The organism is Spirillospora sp. CA-108201, from assembly GCF_050936235.1.
Classification (GTDB): Bacteria; Actinomycetota; Actinomycetes; order Streptosporangiales; family Streptosporangiaceae; genus Spirillospora.
Genome location: NZ_JBNJNE010000001.1, coordinates 7948042 through 7962560, shown reverse-complemented (window position 1 = coordinate 7962560; position 14519 = coordinate 7948042). Strand labels below are relative to the sequence as shown.

The following is a 14519-nucleotide window of genomic DNA, read 5'->3' as shown; positions in this document are numbered from 1 at the left end:
CCCGCCGAGTGGCTCCGGTCATGCCTACCGGCGCCAGGCGGCGATCACGTCGGCGGGGCCCCAGCTCAGGTCGACCCCACCGGTGATGTCCGTGCCGGAGAGCGACACCACGACGAGCCCGGCGGTCGCCGGGTCCAGGCCGGGCACCTCGATCGCGGCCCGGCGGAGCTTCGCCAGGTCGCGGTCGTCGAAGGGGCCGTTGAGCCACTTGACCGAGCCGGCGAAGTGGATCCGGTTCGCCACGGGGGCGCGGTCGGCGCCGACGAGGTCGACCTCCGGGTCGAAGCGGCGGTTCCACCAGCCGCCGACGGCGCCGACGTCGGCCCACGGCAGGTCCGACAGCTCCAGGGCCTCCCGGACGAGCGGTTCCACGGCACGGCCGCGCCACGACGTCCAGCGGCGCTCGATCAGGCGGAAGCCCGCTTCCGGCCGTCCCCGGCGGGCCTGCTCGTGGGCAGCCCGGAGGACCGCCAGGTAGAGGCGCATGTTGCTGTCGGCGATCCGGTACAGGGCGGGTTTGCCGGGCTTCGCGGAAAGGGGGCCTTCCTCGACGAGGACGCGCTTCTCCCTGGTCAGGCGGCGCAGGAGGGGCGACAGCGTCCCGGACGGGAGCGCCTCGCCGCGTCCACCGGCCGCCGCCGCGATGTTGGCGTGCGTCCGGTCGCCGGAGCCGATGGCCTCCAGCACGCGCCGCGCCGTGTCGGGGTTGGGGAACTCCGCCAGGAGGGACGCCTCCGGCACGCCGAACAGGGCCGCGGCCGGGTCGGCGCACTCGTCGCGCATGAAGTCCAGTGCGGGCGTGGCCTGGGGCCAGGTGCGGACGATGCCCGGCAGCCCCCCGGAGACCAGGTGCGCGTCGACGGCGTCGGCGGCGCCGAGCCCGAGCGCCTGCCCCAGGTCGGCCGGATTCAGCGGGCCGAGCACCAGGTTGTCGGCCCGCCCGTAGAACGGGCGGTCGTACGCGGTGAGGCGCTCCATCATGTGCAGGTCGCTGCCGAGCAGCAGGAGCAGGACGGGCTTGGACGACAGCAGCCGGTCCCACGCGGTCTGCAGCGCGCCGTCTAACACGGGGTCCTGCTCGGCGAGCCACGGCAGTTCGTCCAGCACGACGATGGACGGCGTGTCCGGCAGCGTCGCCGCCAGGACCCTGAACGCGTCGGGCCAGCTGCCGCCGTCCAGCCGGGGAACGAGGTCGGGCTCGCTCGGCAGGGCCGACTCCCTGAGGTCGCGCGCGAACGAGGCCACCGCCTCGACGGGCGACGCCCCCTTCGTGGCGGCCGAGAAGAGGTACGGCGCCCCGGCCCGGTCACAGAACTCCTGGACGAGCCGCGACTTGCCGACCTGGCGGCGCCCCCGCAGGGCGACCGCCGTCCCGGCCCCCGTGGCCGCGACCCGCTCAAGCCGCTTCTCCAGCAGCGCCAGCTCGGCTCTCCTACCGATGAACACCGCGACCCCATCCATATAGCTCGAATCTATGTAGATTAAGTCTACGTAGATTGTCACTACCAAGGAAGGGCGACGCCGGTGAACTGTCGGCGGGGCCTGGTTGGCTTCCGGCATGAGCGACGAGCGATTCTGGGACGTGATCGAGGCCGCGTGGGAGCCGCTGGGCGCCGAGGTGAACGCGGCGCGGCGGGCCCTCACCACGCGGGGCCCGTCCGCGGACGCCTGGGAGATGACCGAGACCACCGTGGTCACCAAGGCCCTGGACGCGTTCCTCGGCAACCTCGCCGCCGCCGCCCGCGACCTGTCCGCCGAGGAACTGACCGACCTCGACCGGTCGTGCGAGCGCCTGCTCCACGAGGTCGACCGGGCCGACGTCCACGAGGTGACCGACGGCTCCGACGACGGCTTCCTCTACGCCCGCGGCTTCATCGTCGCCCTCGGCCGCGACTTCCACACCGCGGTCGCGGCGGACCCCCGCGTCGCCGTCCCGGACGCCGACTGCGAGTCGATGTGCTACTTCTTCGCCCACGTGCACCGCAGACGTTTCGGCGACTTCCCCGACACCGGCACGGGCATCTCCCGCGAGAGCTGCACGAACCGCGCCGGCTGGCCGGACTGAACCCCCGCGCTTCGGGTCGTCCGGGAGGCGGCGGCCGCATCGCGACTCAGAGCGCGGCGGCGTGGTACTGCCGGATGAGCCAGGCGTCCTCGCGGTTCTCGGCGACGACGGACAACCGCACGCGGCGGACCTCGCCGGTCGGGGCGGTGAAGGTCACCTCCGCGAACCCGCTCACCAGGCGTTCGCTCAGACGAACCTCACCGAGCACGTCGACCCCGGCCGTCGTGCCTTCGGGGACGTCGCCGTAGTAGGCGGCGATCTCTGCCGTGCCCCTGCGCAGGGAGGGGCCGATGCCCTGGAAGAGCGCGTCCGGGCTGAAGAGCGAGGCCACCTCGGCGGGCCGGTGCCGGTCGAAGGCGCGCTGCCAGGCGTCCAGCAGCCCGGCGAGGACGCCGGTCGGCGCCGGCCGCCCGGTGTGCAGGACCTCGTGCTCCCACCGGTGCCGCGGCTGGCCGTGCAGGCGCCAGTAGTGCTCGGCGATGTCGTCGGGGTCGAAGTCGGTGCCCGGCGCCACAGGGCCGTCGACGGTGACACTGGCGGCGTGGACTCCGGCGTCCCCGTACCGCTGGTCGAGGATCCGGACCAGGGTCCGAACCCCCGCCTTGCCCAGGGAGAGGCTGGTGTACTGCCATTTCGGCTCGGGCATGCCTCCGGTGATGAGGACCGACCCGCTCCCGCGGCGCGCCATCTCCGGAGCCAGATGGGCGGCGGCGGTGTGCGCGCCCACGACGTTGACCGCCCAGGCCTCCAGGTGCGCGCGCGCCGGCAACTCCCCCGGCGCGTCGGCCTGGACGATCGCGGCGTTGTAGACCACGACGTCGGGAAGCCCGAACTCGGCGACGGCCCGGTCCAGGGCGGCGCGCAGGGCGTCCTCGTCGGCGCTGTCGGCCGCGAGGGTGAGGGCGGGCGCCCCGCCGGCCTCGACGGCACGGGCCGCGGCTCGCAGCGTCTCGTCGCCGCGGGCCACGAGGGCGATGGGATACCCCTCCCGGGCGAACCTGCGCGCGACCGCCCGACCGATCCCCGGGCCTGCTCCGATGACCACCGCTCCGGACACTCTCCGCCTCCTCGAAATCCTTGGGTCGGGAATACCCGGCACGCTAAGGCGTCACATTCATGTGAGGGTCAACCCAGGAGGAGAGCGGATGCGGATCGGTGAGCTCGCCGGCGCGACAGGGATCAGCCGGCGACTGCTGCGCTACTACGAGGACCAGGGGCTGCTGCACCCGGCACGGCTGGCCAACGGCTACCGCGAGTACAGCGACGCCGACGTCACCGCGGTACGCCACATCCGGGCCCTGCTCGCGGCCGGACTTCCCACCACGACCATCGCCCAGCTCCTGCCCTGCGTCCACGACGAGGAGGGGCGGATGGTGCCGTCGTCCTGCCCGACCACGATCGCCAGGCTGCGGCAGGAGCACTCGCGCATCACCGGGGCGATCACCCGGCTCAGGACGGCCGAGCGGGCGCTCGACTCGATCCTCGCCACCGCCCTGCACCGCCTCGGCCCCGTGCCCGCGAACCCCGCACCGCCGCGGGCGTAGGTGGGCATCCGGTGCGACTCATCATGGTCGCGGCTCTCGCCGTCACGGCCCTGGCCGCCGCCAGCTGCGCGGACGCCACGGCCGAGGAGAACGCCGCGGACGACGCGCGCGGCAAGGCCGAGCGGGTGGGCAACGCCATGTACGGCACCCGGCTGGCCAAGGCGGACGACATCGGCCACCACATCGCGGACCTCAAGGGCGTCGAGGTCTTGAGGGTGTCGGGCGCGGACACCGGCGCCCCGGGCGGCGTCCGAGTGATCGTGAAGGTCTCCGGCACCGCGCAGCAGAGCGAGGGCCTGTTCCACGGCCCGGGACGGGTCACCGTGGACCGCTGCTACGACCTGGCCTTCGACGGCGAGCTCGGCGAGTGGGACACCGTCCCGCCCCGAACCCCCTGCCCCGGCGGGGCTCCACCAACGTTCGCCCCATGGCCCGAGGGACCACCGCTTTCCGCCGCTCGGATCGCGCGCGCCCTGCCCAAGGTGAACACGCTCCCCTCGGGCCGAGGCGTGGAGGAGAAGGACGTCCGCGTCGCCCTGGCGAACCTCGCCCTGCACCCCGCGATCAGGATCGAGACCGAGGCCGAATCGGACTTCGCCGTAGGCGTGGCCCTGATCGCGGGCTCCGCGCCCCCGGGTGAGCCGCACTGCGTCCTCGCAAAGGTCACACCGGGCAAGAGGAAGGCATGGGTCCTGCCCCGGACCGAGACCGCAACCGGCTGTACTGCCCACAGCGCCTTGGGCACCGGCCGCTACTGACGACGGGCAAGAGAAAGGCCCGGCTGGCGCCGGGCCCTTCTTCTGAGGCTTCGGCTGGCGCCGAAGCCTCAGTGCGGCAGGAGACGGCCAGGGGCCGTCACCCGTGGCGGGTCACGTGTCCCTCCGAAGGGTCACGCGCCCCCTCTCGCCGAAGATCTCCAGGTCTTCGTCGTCCCAGCAACCGCGGAGATCGATGTCGCCTCCGATGGTGCTGATGAAGAGTCTCTCGGGGTGGTCCGCCCCGATCTGCACGGACCCTCCCTTCGTCCACGCCGTGAGGTCACCGCTGACCCGCCCGACCTTGATGGGCTGGCCGTAGCGGCGCGTGGTCCTCATGTGAACCGAGGAGTCCGAGGGAATCTCCTCGACCTCGATGCTCTTGGCGGCGTGCAGGAATGCGTCCCCTACCGGGCCGGCCACGGTGATACCGCCGCGCGTCTCCACCCGCAGGTAGTCGAAGCCGCGCGGGACACGGACGGTGACCGCCGTGAGGTGACCGCCCCTCCTCCACAGGCGTTCGCACCTGACGAAGACCTGCTCGTTGATGGTGGGGTCCAGGATGGCCCGCTCGGCGATCCTCTTGAGGCCGACGCCCTCCAGGACGACCTGGATGTCCGTACGGTCCTCGGCGACGACGGCCACCGGGGCCGAACCGCCCTTGATCACGGGACGGCTGTCGGACGGCATGGTCAGAAGGCGCTGATTGAGAAGACGACCCATGTCGTGCTCCTTGAGTGGTGTGGGTGTTTGGGTTGCGTGGCACACGCGGTTCATGCGCGGGTGTCACCCACCACCGTCCACGGCACGGAACGATCGGCAACACGGCGATCACGGCCCCGCCGCAGCAGGAAGTGGGCGACCGGACGCGCCTCGCGCGCTGCCTGCTGAGCGTCAGCCGGAGTGCAGGACCTCGAAGGCGTCGCCGGCGACGCTGACGGCCTGGTAGTCGTTGATCGAGATCACGGGCCACGTCCGGGCGGGGTCGTCGGCCAGCCGATCGTGCCGCTCGGCCCGTCCCCGGTCGCGGTGGGGCAGCACGACGAACGGGACCAGGTTGAGCCCGGCGGTGGAGTCGACTGTTCCGGGGTCGTCCGCGGCTCGCAGCGGCCGCAGGTCCGGCCCGGCGAGAGCCGCCCCGGCCGAGATCCCCACGTAGGCGAGAGACCCGTCGGCGACGGCGGGCGCGGCAACGCGGTCGAACCCGCTGCGGCGGACGTGTTCCAGCAGAAAGACGGGATACCCGCCCGTGACGAAGACGACCTGAGCGCCGTCCAGCACGCGCCGGACGTCGTCACCCGAGGCGCCTTCGAGATCAAGGACGTCCAAGACCAGCCCTGCGGCCCCGAGCAGTTCGGCGGCGGCACGGACGAACGGCGCGGACGGCAGAGGATTCGCCGCCGTAGGGACGAGCACCGCCCGGCGCGGCACGTCTGGCAACGAGCCCAACCAGGCGGGCAACGCCCCCAACCCAGCCGACCCCAGAAACAACCGTGCCCCCAAGAACGTCACCCCCCGATCGTCCCCCGCCCCTACACGACCGAGCCCCGACCCCAGCTGAAGCCCGCCGCGGGGCAGCGATCAGGAAACCTGATCGCCGCGCCTCAAGCGGTCCATCAGCGCTCCGAACGCCTGCGGACTGATGAGGAGATGACCGGCCTCTGGCGCTTTGCCGGACCATGGACGCCGCGCACACCTGTGCCGCAACCGCACGCCACCTGGTCAAGCCCTCCAAGGCCTTGAGCAGACACGGTCATCGTCGTCTCGGTCCTGCGCAGCGTCTGAGCCGTCCCACCGCCGGATCAGCCGGTGGGCGAACGGCGGGCCCTATCGGCCGGCCGGCGAGGACGAGGGCGCGGAGCTCGTCCGGGCGCTCGATGGCGAAGGCAGACCGTGTGTCACCATTCGCGGGCCATGTGCAGGCCAGATCAAGCGCGATCCGAGGCGAAGCGCGAGCCATAGATCCAGCTAATTTGACCTCGTGGCCTTCATCATCGTCGCTTTGAGCATCCCCGTGCTGGCGCTGGTCCCTCTCGGGCTGTTCGGCCTGGTCGGAGGGCTGCGCGAGCGCGAGCCCAAGGTGGCAATCGGTGGTTTGATCTTCTTGCTTGCCGCTGGGGGATGCGGGTGGGGAATCTCCTTGGTCGTCTCGGTGAATCATGAGATAACTGGCAGCCAGGTGGCCCACGCCCACGCGGTCAACTGCACCGCCGAGATCCTCGGCGTGCGCGGTGAGCGCGCCCAGATCAACGACACCCGCTTTTACCGCGTCCGTGTGCGGGTGCAGGTTCCCGGAAAAGCTCCTTTCGAGACCGACAGCATCGCCGCAGTGTCGCCGCTACTCGCCGGTGACATCGGTGCGAACCTGCCCGGTTACGCATGCCTGGCCGATCGCGACCACCTCAAGAAGGTGGAGATCCTTTGGGACCAGCCGATCCGCTGACCGCCGGACGCTGCTAACTAGAAATACCGGTGTTCAGTCGCTCGCGGGAGCCACACCCAAGGCCTCGCTGATGGCGTCGTCGAGCGTCAGATAGCTGTCCAAAGCGAAGAAACCGCAGGGCTCGATGCGCTCGGCGAGCACATCGCCCCGGTCGTTGACATGAACTTTTTTGGCCGGATTGTAGAAGCAGTGCCAGGCGAGCACGTCACTATCTTCGAGCGGCGCGTGCGCGACGTTCTCAAAGAAGCCCCTGAGCCAGGGCTGATAGCTCTTCCGCGCGTTCCAACCGCTGCGGAGCCCGGCGGGAAGCCCCTTGGCCAGGATCCTGGCGAGCGCGGAGCCGGTTCCCCTCCTTGATCGGCGGCATGCCGGGCACCTTGCCGCACCAGTCTGGATTCGCCGTGCAGGGCAACGCCCACAATCCAGCCGACCCCAGAAACAACCGAGCCTCCGTCACGGCCGAGCCCCGACCCCAGCCGGGGCCCGCCGCCGCGGCAGCGATCAGGAAACCTGATCGCCGCGCTTCAAACGGTTCATCAGCTGCCCGAATACCTCAGGAGTGAGGACGAGGTGACCGGCCTCGGGCGCTTTGCTGTCCCGCATGCCGACGTGGCCACCAAGGTTGGCGACCTCCACGCACTCATCTCCTTGGGTGTTGCTCCGGCTCGCCTTGCGCCACACCACGCTCATGCCATGCCCTCCATAATTCTTTCGATCAACACCCGACTGTCAGTTCGAGACAACGCGTCTGCCCCGATGCGGTCGAATCGTAAGGCGAGGCCAGCCACCTCTGCGGATTCCTGCGCCAGCCTCCCTCCGCCCAGTGCTTCGAGGTAGGCCACCCGCTCGTTCCTGGTCGAGATGACCGTGAAGGATCCGTCCAGTCCCATATGGGCCCCAACACGGCGCGGGACGGCCCGAAGAACAAAATTAGGCGAGCGACTGACCTCCAAGAGGTGAGCCAACTGGCGTCGCATGACCGCTGGTCCTCCGACCGGCTGCTCCAAGGCACTCTCGTTGATGAGGACCCACATCTCCGGAGGGTGCTCCGTCCCCAATACCGCCTGCCTCGACATGCGCGCCGCGAGTGCGGCCTCAACGTCACCTACGTGACCGGCGACGAGCAAGGCACGGGCATAGTCGGGAGTCTGCAGCAGCCCATGGACGATCGATGAGCTGTAAGCCTTGACGATGCATGCTCTGGCCTCGTAGAGGACGAAAGTCCTGAACCAGTTTCGATCATGCCCCTCTTCGGCGAACTTGCGCAGCCGAGCGAAGTGCCCGCCGGCGCCCCACGCCGCGTCCAGAGTTTGGGCCTGCGTCTTATTTGGTTTTCGGATGCCACTTTCGAGATTGTGTACCTGCTGCTTTGTGACACCAAGGATCTTGCCTACCTCGGCCTGTGTCAATCCCCTGCCTTCCCGATAGAAGCGCAGGTCGAAGGCCAGCCAAGACCAGAGCGAGTCGTCAGGATCAATACCCGGCATGGGCGCCATCGCCGACCTCCCCAGTACACAACGTCAACGAATACCCCACAGCTTAAACACGACCGCGCGACTCTGCCCTTGAAACAGACAGAAAGAAAGAAGGCGGATATGAAAAAGGGCACTATCAACTCAGGCGAGTTGGACATTCGATGTCTTGCGGCGCGGTCGACGGCGGGGCTGGTGCGGACGTTGGCGGGGCTTCGGCTTCGTGAATGGGGACTTACGGGGATCGCCGGGGACGTTTACCAGGTAGCCGGTGAATTGGTCGCCAATGCGGTGGAGGTCACCCTTTATCGGGAGATCCGGGTCAGGTTCGTGCGAGAGGTGCGAACCGTCATGCTCGCGGTGTGGGACTCGTCCGATGCCATGCCCGTGCTGCGTCCGATGGTCGAACTGTCCCTGGAGGACATCGTCCCGGACGCGCGGGCACTCGAACCTGGGCACGACGCCGGGACGCGGGGGCGGGGCCTGCCGATCGTGCAGGCGCTGGCCGCAGAGTGCGGGGTCACCAGAACCGAGCCGCACGGCAAATGGGTGTGGGCGAGGGTGGCCTTCTGATGGAGCGGCTCCTGCTGAGGTGGCGTACCCGCCGGGGACACCGGACGGCGGTGCGGTTCCTGGAGATGCTCGCCGGGGCGGTCGGTTCGCAAGGCTGGCGGTGCGTCAGGCTCTATGAGCCCGAGGAATTCCCGCTGCCGGTGCCGCTGCTCTGGGTCTATGCGAGCGGCGTCGCCGCGGACGTCGGGGTCGTGGTGAGCGTCCGGGCCGTCTCCGGCGGCTGGGCATATCACCGGGCGCAGCGCGGACGGTTCGGCTACCTGGTCCCCTGCGGGGACGTCGAGGCGGCGGCCGAACATGTCGACCTGCTCCTCAAGCACCGCTTGTTCCCGTCCACCTGGTGACCAGCACACAAATGCGTATTCATTCGTGTGGCCGGCGGGGGCTGGGTGGCTACTTGGCGACGAAGAGGGGGCGGGCGGTGGCCGCCGCGTTGCCGTAGAATGAACGAAAGTTCATTTCATCCCGGAGGTTCCATGCCGCGCACTGCCGAGCAGAACGCCGCGTTGCGCGCGGCAACGCACGAGGTCATCCAGACGGCCGCCGTCCGGGTGTTCGCCCGCCGAGGGTTCGCGGCGTCGACCGTCCGCGACATCGCGCGAGAAGCAGACGTGAGCATCGGGTCGATCTACCGCCACTACGCCACGAAGGACGAGCTGTACCTGGCCCTGCTCGACCAGGCTGTCGCCGGCCTCGTCGCGCTCACGGCCGAGATTTCGGGAGAGGGGCGGCCGGTGGACCTGATCTGCGCGTTCACCGCCCGCTTTCTGGCCGACGTCACGGCCGACGACGGCGCCGCCGAGTTCGTCGTCGTCGTCAACCACGGGGTCACCACCGACACACCCCCCGGCACGGTCGAGCGGATCGTCGGGGCACAGCGCTCGATGTGGCGCGCCTTCGAGGAGTGCGTGCGGCGCGGCCAGGCCGCGGGCGAGTTCGGCAGCGGCGATCCGGCAGAGATCACGGCATGCTACTTCGCCACCCTCGGCGGTCTGACGACCATGCGGCTCGCCCTCGGTGCCGAGCTCGCCGTCCCGGACGTCCACATCGTGCTGAGAGTACTCACGGAAGGAGTGTCCGGATGATCGAGGTCAGGCGCGGCGATGAACTGGGCGAGGACTACCGGCGGCGGATCACCGCGGTGCTGGTCCACGGCTTCGCCCAAGACTTCGCGTTCTTCTCCTCCGATCCGCGGAAGCTCACCGATGCGTTCGAGCACATGGTCCTGCTGAACCGGTTCTACGTCGCCCTCCTGGAGGGCGAGCCCGCGGCCGTCGCCTCTGTCACCGCGGGTGCGCAGGAGTGCTTCGCGCCCCGATGGTCCGAGATCCGACGCCACCTGGGCGCGGTGCACGGCACGATCAGCCACCTCGTCCTTCGCTCCCAGTTTCTCGGCGCGGCGGACGAGACCCGGGCGGGCCTGGCAGAGATCGGCTTCGTCACGACCGAGCCCGGCAGCCAGGGACGCGGGGTCGCGACCGCACTCATGCGACGCATCCTCGCCCTTCCGGACTACGACGAATTCGTGCTCCGCGACATCAAGGACACCAACGCCCCAGCGATTGGCCTCTATGCCAAGCTCGGGTTCACCGAGTACCGGCGGCGCCCCGTCAAGTTCGCCCGGCGTGCGGGGTTCACCGACTACGTCTCCATGCGACTCGGCCAGACGGTGTGACCGTTCCGGCGGTCGTCGCAGGTCAGCGGGGGCGGGGTGGGTACTTGGCGATGAAGAGGCCCTCGGCGGTCACGCAGTCTTCTCCGTCCGCCTGGATCGCTCCAACAGTGCGGATCTTGCGGCCGTCGACCGAGACCTGGCGGGCGCTGATCGTGAGGGGCTCGAAGAGCGGGGTCAGGCGGTGGTAGCGCAGGGTCAGTTCCGCCGTCATGCCCGACTTGCCCGCCCACCCGTTCGCCACGCCGAGGGTGTGGTCCAGGAGGAGGGCCGAGATCCCGCCGTGGACGCTCGACGGCGGCCCCTGGTAGGGCAGGCCCAGCGTCGCGGTGGCCTCGATGGTGCGGGAGTCCGCGGCGCTGTATTCGAGCGGCGGGGCGATCGGGTTCTCGGGGCCGGTGACCGGGTCGTGGCGGGTGTTGCCGTCGCCGCGCCACATGTCGACCAGGCGGTCGCGCAGCGGCGGGGCCGCCGCCTCCAGGTCGTCGGCCACCGCGTTCAGCCGGTCGGCGACGTCGGACATGTCGGCCCCGGAGAGGTCGCCGGAGCGGACCAGCGCGTCGAGGACGCGGCGAGCCGCCGCGGCCGCCGCGTCCACGCCGGTCGCCTGGAACTCGGCTTGGAGGTCGAGGGTCACGACGCCGCCTGCGGGTCGCGCGGCAGGCCGAGGAGGCGCTCCCCGATGATGTTCAGCTGGACGTCGGTGGTGCCGCCCGCGATCGACATGTTGCGGGAGTTCAGGAACATCCAGGTCGGATCGCCCATCCCGCCGCGCCCCTCGCCGGAGAGCGCCTCCGGGCCGATCCAGTCCACGGCCGTCTCCCACACCTGCTGGATGTGCTCGACGCCGATCAGCTTGCCGATGCTGGACTCGGCGCCGGGCTGGCCTCCGGCGAGGGATCGCAGGGTGGTGCGCAGGCCGAAGAGGCTGCTCGACTGCGCGTCGCAGAGGATGCCGCCGAGGGTGGTCAGGCGCTCGTCGCCGGCGTCCGTCGCCAGCTTGAGGAGGGCCTCGCCGCCGCTGCCCAGGGACGAGTCGTTCGAGAGCGAGACGCGCTCGTTGGCCAGCGTGGTGCGGGCGAGCTTCCAGCCGTCGCCCGGCGCGGCGACGAGGAGGTCGTCGGGGATGAACACGCCGTCCAGGAACACCTCGTTGAACAGGGTGTCGCCGGTCAGCTCGCGCAGCGGCCGGATGTCGATGCCGGGCGACCTCATGTCGAGAAGGAAGTACGACAGGCCCCTGTGCTTCGGGACGGACGGGTCGGTGCGCGCGAGCAGGATGCCCCAGTCGGCCTCGCGGGCCATCGACGTCCACACCTTCTGCCCGGTGATCTTCCAGCCGCCCTCGACCTTCTCCGCGCGGGTGCTGAGGGCGGCGAGGTCGGACCCGGCGCCGGGCTCGGAGAACAGCTGGCACCAGCGGACGTCGCCGCGCAGCGAGGCGGGCAGGAAGCGCTCGTGCTGGGCGGGCGAGCCGTGCGCGATCAGCGTCGGCACCACCCAGTTGCCGATGATCATGTCGTGGGCGCGCAGGCCGGCGGCGCGCATCTCCCCGGCGATGACGAGCTGGGTCACGGCGTCCGCGCCCTTGCCCCAGGGTTCGGGCAGGTGGGGGGACGTGTAGCCGCGGTCGGCGAGGTAGGCGGCGCGCTCCCCGCCGTCCAGGGCCTTCGCGGGCTCCAGCTCGGCGCGGACCTCGGCGCGGATCCGCTCGGCCTCCGCGGGGAGTTCGACGCGGAGCTCGCGGCGGACGCCGTCGAGGGTGAGGCGGGCGACGCGGCGGCGCCAGGACGCGGTGGAGCCGAGCAGGACGCGGAGGGTCTGGGCGCGACGCAGATAGAGGCTCGCGTCGTGCTCCCAGGTGAAGCCGATGCCGCCGAGGGTCTGCACGCAGTCCTTCGCGGTCTGGAACGCGGCCTGGACGCTGGTGGCCCCGGCGACCGCCGCCGCCAGCGACGCTTCCCGCTCCCGCCCCTCGTCGTGGGCGCGGGCGGCGTCCCAGGCGCAGGCGCGGGCCTGCTCGGCGTGCGCGAGCATCCGGGCGCAGCGGTGCTTGACGCCCTGGAACTGCCCGATGGGACGGCCGAACTGCTCGCGGACCTTGGCGTAGTCGGCCGCGGTCGTCGTGGCCCGGTCCGCCAGGCCGGACGCCTCGGCGGCGAACAGCACCGCCGCGAGGTCGCGCACGGCCTGCGAGTCCAGGTTCAGGACCGAACCGCCGGGGACGGTCCGGTTCTCCAACCCGACCCGTGCCAGCCGCCGGGTCAGGTCGTGGCCGGGCAGTTCGTCCACCGTCGCGGCGTCCCGGGGCAGCACGATCCAGGCCGTCGCGTCGCCGTCCTTCACGGGGAGGACGAGGACGTCCGCCAGCGGGGCGCCCAGAACGGGTCCCGACGTGCCGGACACGGTGGCCTCGCCGTCCGTGCGGGAGAGCGCCAGGCTTCCCGCGTCCAGCCCCACGGCGCCGACCGTGCTCCCGTCGGCGAGGGACGGCAGGCGCTCGGCGCGCCCCGCCCGGTGCAGCACGGCGCTCGCCAGCACCGTCGGGAGGAACGGCCCCGGGGTCACGGCGCGCCCCAGTTCCTCCAGGACGACGGCCAGCTCGACCAGGCCGTAGCCGGCACCGCCGGCGTCCTCGGGAAGGTGCAGGCCGAGCAGCCCCTGCGCGGCGAGCTCGTCCCAGAACGCGGGCGCCTTCTCCCGGTCGGCGTCCACGGCGGCGCGGACGGCCGCGGGGGTCACCTGCCGGGAGGTGAACGCGCGCACGGCGTCGCGCAGGTCGCGGTGCTCCTCGGTCAGCCCGATGGTCATGTGGTCCTCAGATCCGTTCGATGATGGTGGCCGTGGAGTGCGCGCCGCCCGCGCACATCGTGACGAGCACCGTCGACCTGTCGGACCGCTCCAGCTCGTTCACGGCCTGGGTGATGAGGCGGGCGCCGGTGGAGCCGACGGCGTGGCCGAGGGCGATGGCGCCGCCGTTGACGTTGACCCGGTCCATGTCCGCGCCGTGCACCGACGCCCACGACAGGACGACCGACGCGAACGCCTCGTTGATCTCCACGAGGTCGATGTCGGAGAGCTTCATCCGGGCCCGGTCCAGGACGTGCCGCGTCGCCTCGATCGGCCCGTCCAGGTGGTAGTACGGGTCGGAGCCCACCATCCCGGACGCGACGATCCGGGCCCGGGGGCGCAGCCCCAGCTCGGCGGCCCGGTCCGCCGCCATCAGCAGCACCGCCGCGGCGCCGTCGCTGATCTGCGAGGAGTTGCCCGCGGTGTGGACGCCGCCCGGCAGGACCGGCCTCAGCCCGGCGAGCGCCTCGGCGGTCGTGTCGCGCAGGCCCTGGTCGCGGGTGACGACGGCGGTCTCCCCCGTGGGGCCCTCCTTGGTCATGACCGGCGCCTCGATCTCCAGGATCTGGCCCGCGAAACGGTCGTCCGCCCACGCCGCGTTCGCCTTGACCTGCGACGCCAGGCCGAACGCGTCCGCGTCCGCGCGGGTGATGCCGCGCTTGCTCGCGATGCGCTCGGCGGCGGTGAACTGGTCGGGCATGTCCATCTCCCAGCCGTCCGGCGCCGGGCTGCCGGTCTCCGGCGTGAGCGCCTGGCCGAGGAAGACCCGGCTCATCGCCTCGACGCCGCAGCCGATCCCGGTGTGGACGGCCCCGGACGCGATCAGCCCGGCGACGAGGTGCACGGCCTGCTGGGACGACCCGCACGCGCAGTCGATCGTCGTGCACGCCGTCTGGTACGGCAGGCCCGCGTACAGCCAGGCGTTGCGGGTCACGTTGTTGGACTGCTCGCCCGCCTGCGTCACGCACCCGCCGACGACCTGCCCCACCGTCGCGGCCTCGACGCCGGCGCGCTCCAGCAGCCCGCGCTGCACCGCCCCGAGCAACTGCGCCGGGTGGAGCCCCGACAGGGCCCCGTACCGCTTGCCGACCGGGGTCCGGACGGCATCGACGATGACGGCCTCGGGCATGGAAGACACTCCTTTA

At 71.1% G+C, this 14519-nt stretch carries 18 protein-coding genes; 8 read left to right on the top strand and 10 right to left on the bottom strand.

From position 1 onward, the window contains the following. Positions 1–24: 24 nt before the first annotated feature. Positions 25–1461, bottom strand: coding sequence for an AAA family ATPase (locus ACQEU6_RS38290; protein ID WP_499338584.1), 1437 nt, complete (start codon positions 1459–1461; stop codon positions 25–27). 97 nt (positions 1462–1558) lie between these two features. On the opposite strand from ACQEU6_RS38290, the gene ACQEU6_RS38285 reads away from it, so the two are divergent. Continuing rightward, the gene (locus ACQEU6_RS38285) at positions 1559–2065 is read left to right on the top strand and encodes a DUF4240 domain-containing protein (protein WP_499338583.1); all 507 of its coding nucleotides are present in this window, start codon (positions 1559–1561) and stop codon (positions 2063–2065) included. A 46-nt stretch (positions 2066–2111) separates the two neighbouring features. Here the strand turns inward: ACQEU6_RS38285 and ACQEU6_RS38280 are convergent, their stop codons facing one another. Then, on the bottom strand, positions 2112–3122 hold the full coding sequence (locus ACQEU6_RS38280; protein WP_499338582.1) for an SDR family NAD(P)-dependent oxidoreductase: 1011 nt from the start codon (positions 3120–3122) through the stop codon (positions 2112–2114). An 88-nt stretch (positions 3123–3210) separates the two neighbouring features. Between ACQEU6_RS38280 and ACQEU6_RS38275 the strand changes: the two genes are divergently transcribed. Both ACQEU6_RS38275 and ACQEU6_RS38270 read left to right on the top strand, forming a co-directional pair. Then, complete coding sequence (locus ACQEU6_RS38275) at positions 3211–3609, top strand: MerR family transcriptional regulator (protein WP_499338581.1); 399 nt, start codon at positions 3211–3213, stop codon at positions 3607–3609. An 11-nt stretch (positions 3610–3620) separates the two neighbouring features. Beyond that, positions 3621–4367 carry a hypothetical protein gene (locus tag ACQEU6_RS38270; protein ID WP_499338580.1) on the top strand — a complete coding sequence of 249 codons (747 nt, stop codon included), beginning with the start codon at positions 3621–3623 and terminating at the stop codon, positions 4365–4367. A gap of 111 nt (positions 4368–4478) precedes the next feature. Here ACQEU6_RS38270 and ACQEU6_RS38265 read toward each other — a convergent pair whose 3' ends face one another. Both ACQEU6_RS38265 and ACQEU6_RS38260 read right to left on the bottom strand, forming a co-directional pair. Next, complete coding sequence (locus ACQEU6_RS38265) at positions 4479–5009, bottom strand: hypothetical protein (RefSeq protein ID WP_499338579.1); 531 nt, start codon at positions 5007–5009, stop codon at positions 4479–4481. A 249-nt stretch (positions 5010–5258) separates the two neighbouring features. Continuing rightward, positions 5259–5795, bottom strand: coding sequence for a Type 1 glutamine amidotransferase-like domain-containing protein (locus ACQEU6_RS38260; RefSeq protein ID WP_499340487.1), 537 nt, complete (start codon positions 5793–5795; stop codon positions 5259–5261). A 550-nt stretch (positions 5796–6345) separates the two neighbouring features. Here ACQEU6_RS38260 and ACQEU6_RS38255 point away from each other — a divergent pair. Continuing rightward, positions 6346–6807, top strand: coding sequence for a hypothetical protein (locus ACQEU6_RS38255; protein WP_499338578.1), 462 nt, complete (start codon positions 6346–6348; stop codon positions 6805–6807). 33 nt (positions 6808–6840) lie between these two features. Here the strand turns inward: ACQEU6_RS38255 and ACQEU6_RS38250 are convergent, their stop codons facing one another. The 3 genes from ACQEU6_RS38250 to ACQEU6_RS38240 form a co-directional block, all read right to left on the bottom strand. Then, on the bottom strand, positions 6841–7011 hold the full coding sequence (locus ACQEU6_RS38250) for a hypothetical protein (protein ID WP_499338577.1): 171 nt from the start codon (positions 7009–7011) through the stop codon (positions 6841–6843). A gap of 297 nt (positions 7012–7308) precedes the next feature. Further along, complete coding sequence (locus tag ACQEU6_RS38245) at positions 7309–7497, bottom strand: DUF397 domain-containing protein (RefSeq protein ID WP_499338576.1); 189 nt, start codon at positions 7495–7497, stop codon at positions 7309–7311. Further along, complete coding sequence (locus tag ACQEU6_RS38240) at positions 7494–8303, bottom strand: helix-turn-helix domain-containing protein (RefSeq protein WP_499338575.1); 810 nt, start codon at positions 8301–8303, stop codon at positions 7494–7496. Before ACQEU6_RS38240 ends, ACQEU6_RS38245 begins: the two co-directional genes overlap by 4 nt. 99 nt (positions 8304–8402) lie before the next feature. Here ACQEU6_RS38240 and ACQEU6_RS38235 point away from each other — a divergent pair, with 99 nt between their 5' ends. The 4 genes from ACQEU6_RS38235 to ACQEU6_RS38220 all read left to right on the top strand — a co-directional run bounded on the left by ACQEU6_RS38235 (position 8403) and on the right by ACQEU6_RS38220 (position 10527). Continuing rightward, a complete protein-coding gene (locus tag ACQEU6_RS38235) occupies positions 8403–8852 on the top strand; it encodes an ATP-binding protein (RefSeq protein ID WP_499338574.1) in 450 nt (149 codons plus the stop codon). Beyond that, on the top strand, positions 8852–9196 hold the full coding sequence (locus ACQEU6_RS38230) for a hypothetical protein (RefSeq protein WP_499338573.1): 345 nt from the start codon (positions 8852–8854) through the stop codon (positions 9194–9196). Before ACQEU6_RS38235 ends, ACQEU6_RS38230 begins: the two co-directional genes overlap by 1 nt. Positions 9197–9328: 132 nt before the next feature. Continuing rightward, complete coding sequence (locus ACQEU6_RS38225) at positions 9329–9937, top strand: TetR/AcrR family transcriptional regulator (protein WP_499338572.1); 609 nt, start codon at positions 9329–9331, stop codon at positions 9935–9937. Then, the gene (locus ACQEU6_RS38220; protein ID WP_499338571.1) at positions 9934–10527 is read left to right on the top strand and encodes a GNAT family N-acetyltransferase; all 594 of its coding nucleotides are present in this window, start codon (positions 9934–9936) and stop codon (positions 10525–10527) included. The genes ACQEU6_RS38225 and ACQEU6_RS38220 overlap by 4 nt, the downstream gene beginning before the upstream one ends. A gap of 22 nt (positions 10528–10549) precedes the next feature. Here the strand turns inward: ACQEU6_RS38220 and ACQEU6_RS38215 are convergent, their stop codons facing one another. From ACQEU6_RS38215 to ACQEU6_RS38205, 3 genes are read right to left on the bottom strand one after another with little or no spacing between them, the layout of a single operon-like run. Beyond that, positions 10550–11161, bottom strand: a complete 612-nt coding sequence (locus ACQEU6_RS38215; protein WP_499338570.1) for a PaaI family thioesterase — start codon at positions 11159–11161, stop codon at positions 10550–10552. Beyond that, on the bottom strand, positions 11158–13335 hold the full coding sequence (locus ACQEU6_RS38210; protein ID WP_499338569.1) for an acyl-CoA dehydrogenase family protein: 2178 nt from the start codon (positions 13333–13335) through the stop codon (positions 11158–11160). The genes ACQEU6_RS38215 and ACQEU6_RS38210 overlap by 4 nt, the downstream gene beginning before the upstream one ends. 7 nt (positions 13336–13342) lie before the next feature. Next, positions 13343–14503: a steroid 3-ketoacyl-CoA thiolase gene (locus ACQEU6_RS38205; RefSeq protein ID WP_499338568.1), complete on the bottom strand. Its 1161-nt coding sequence runs from the start codon at positions 14501–14503 to the stop codon at positions 13343–13345. Between the last annotated feature and the right edge of the window lie 16 nt (positions 14504–14519).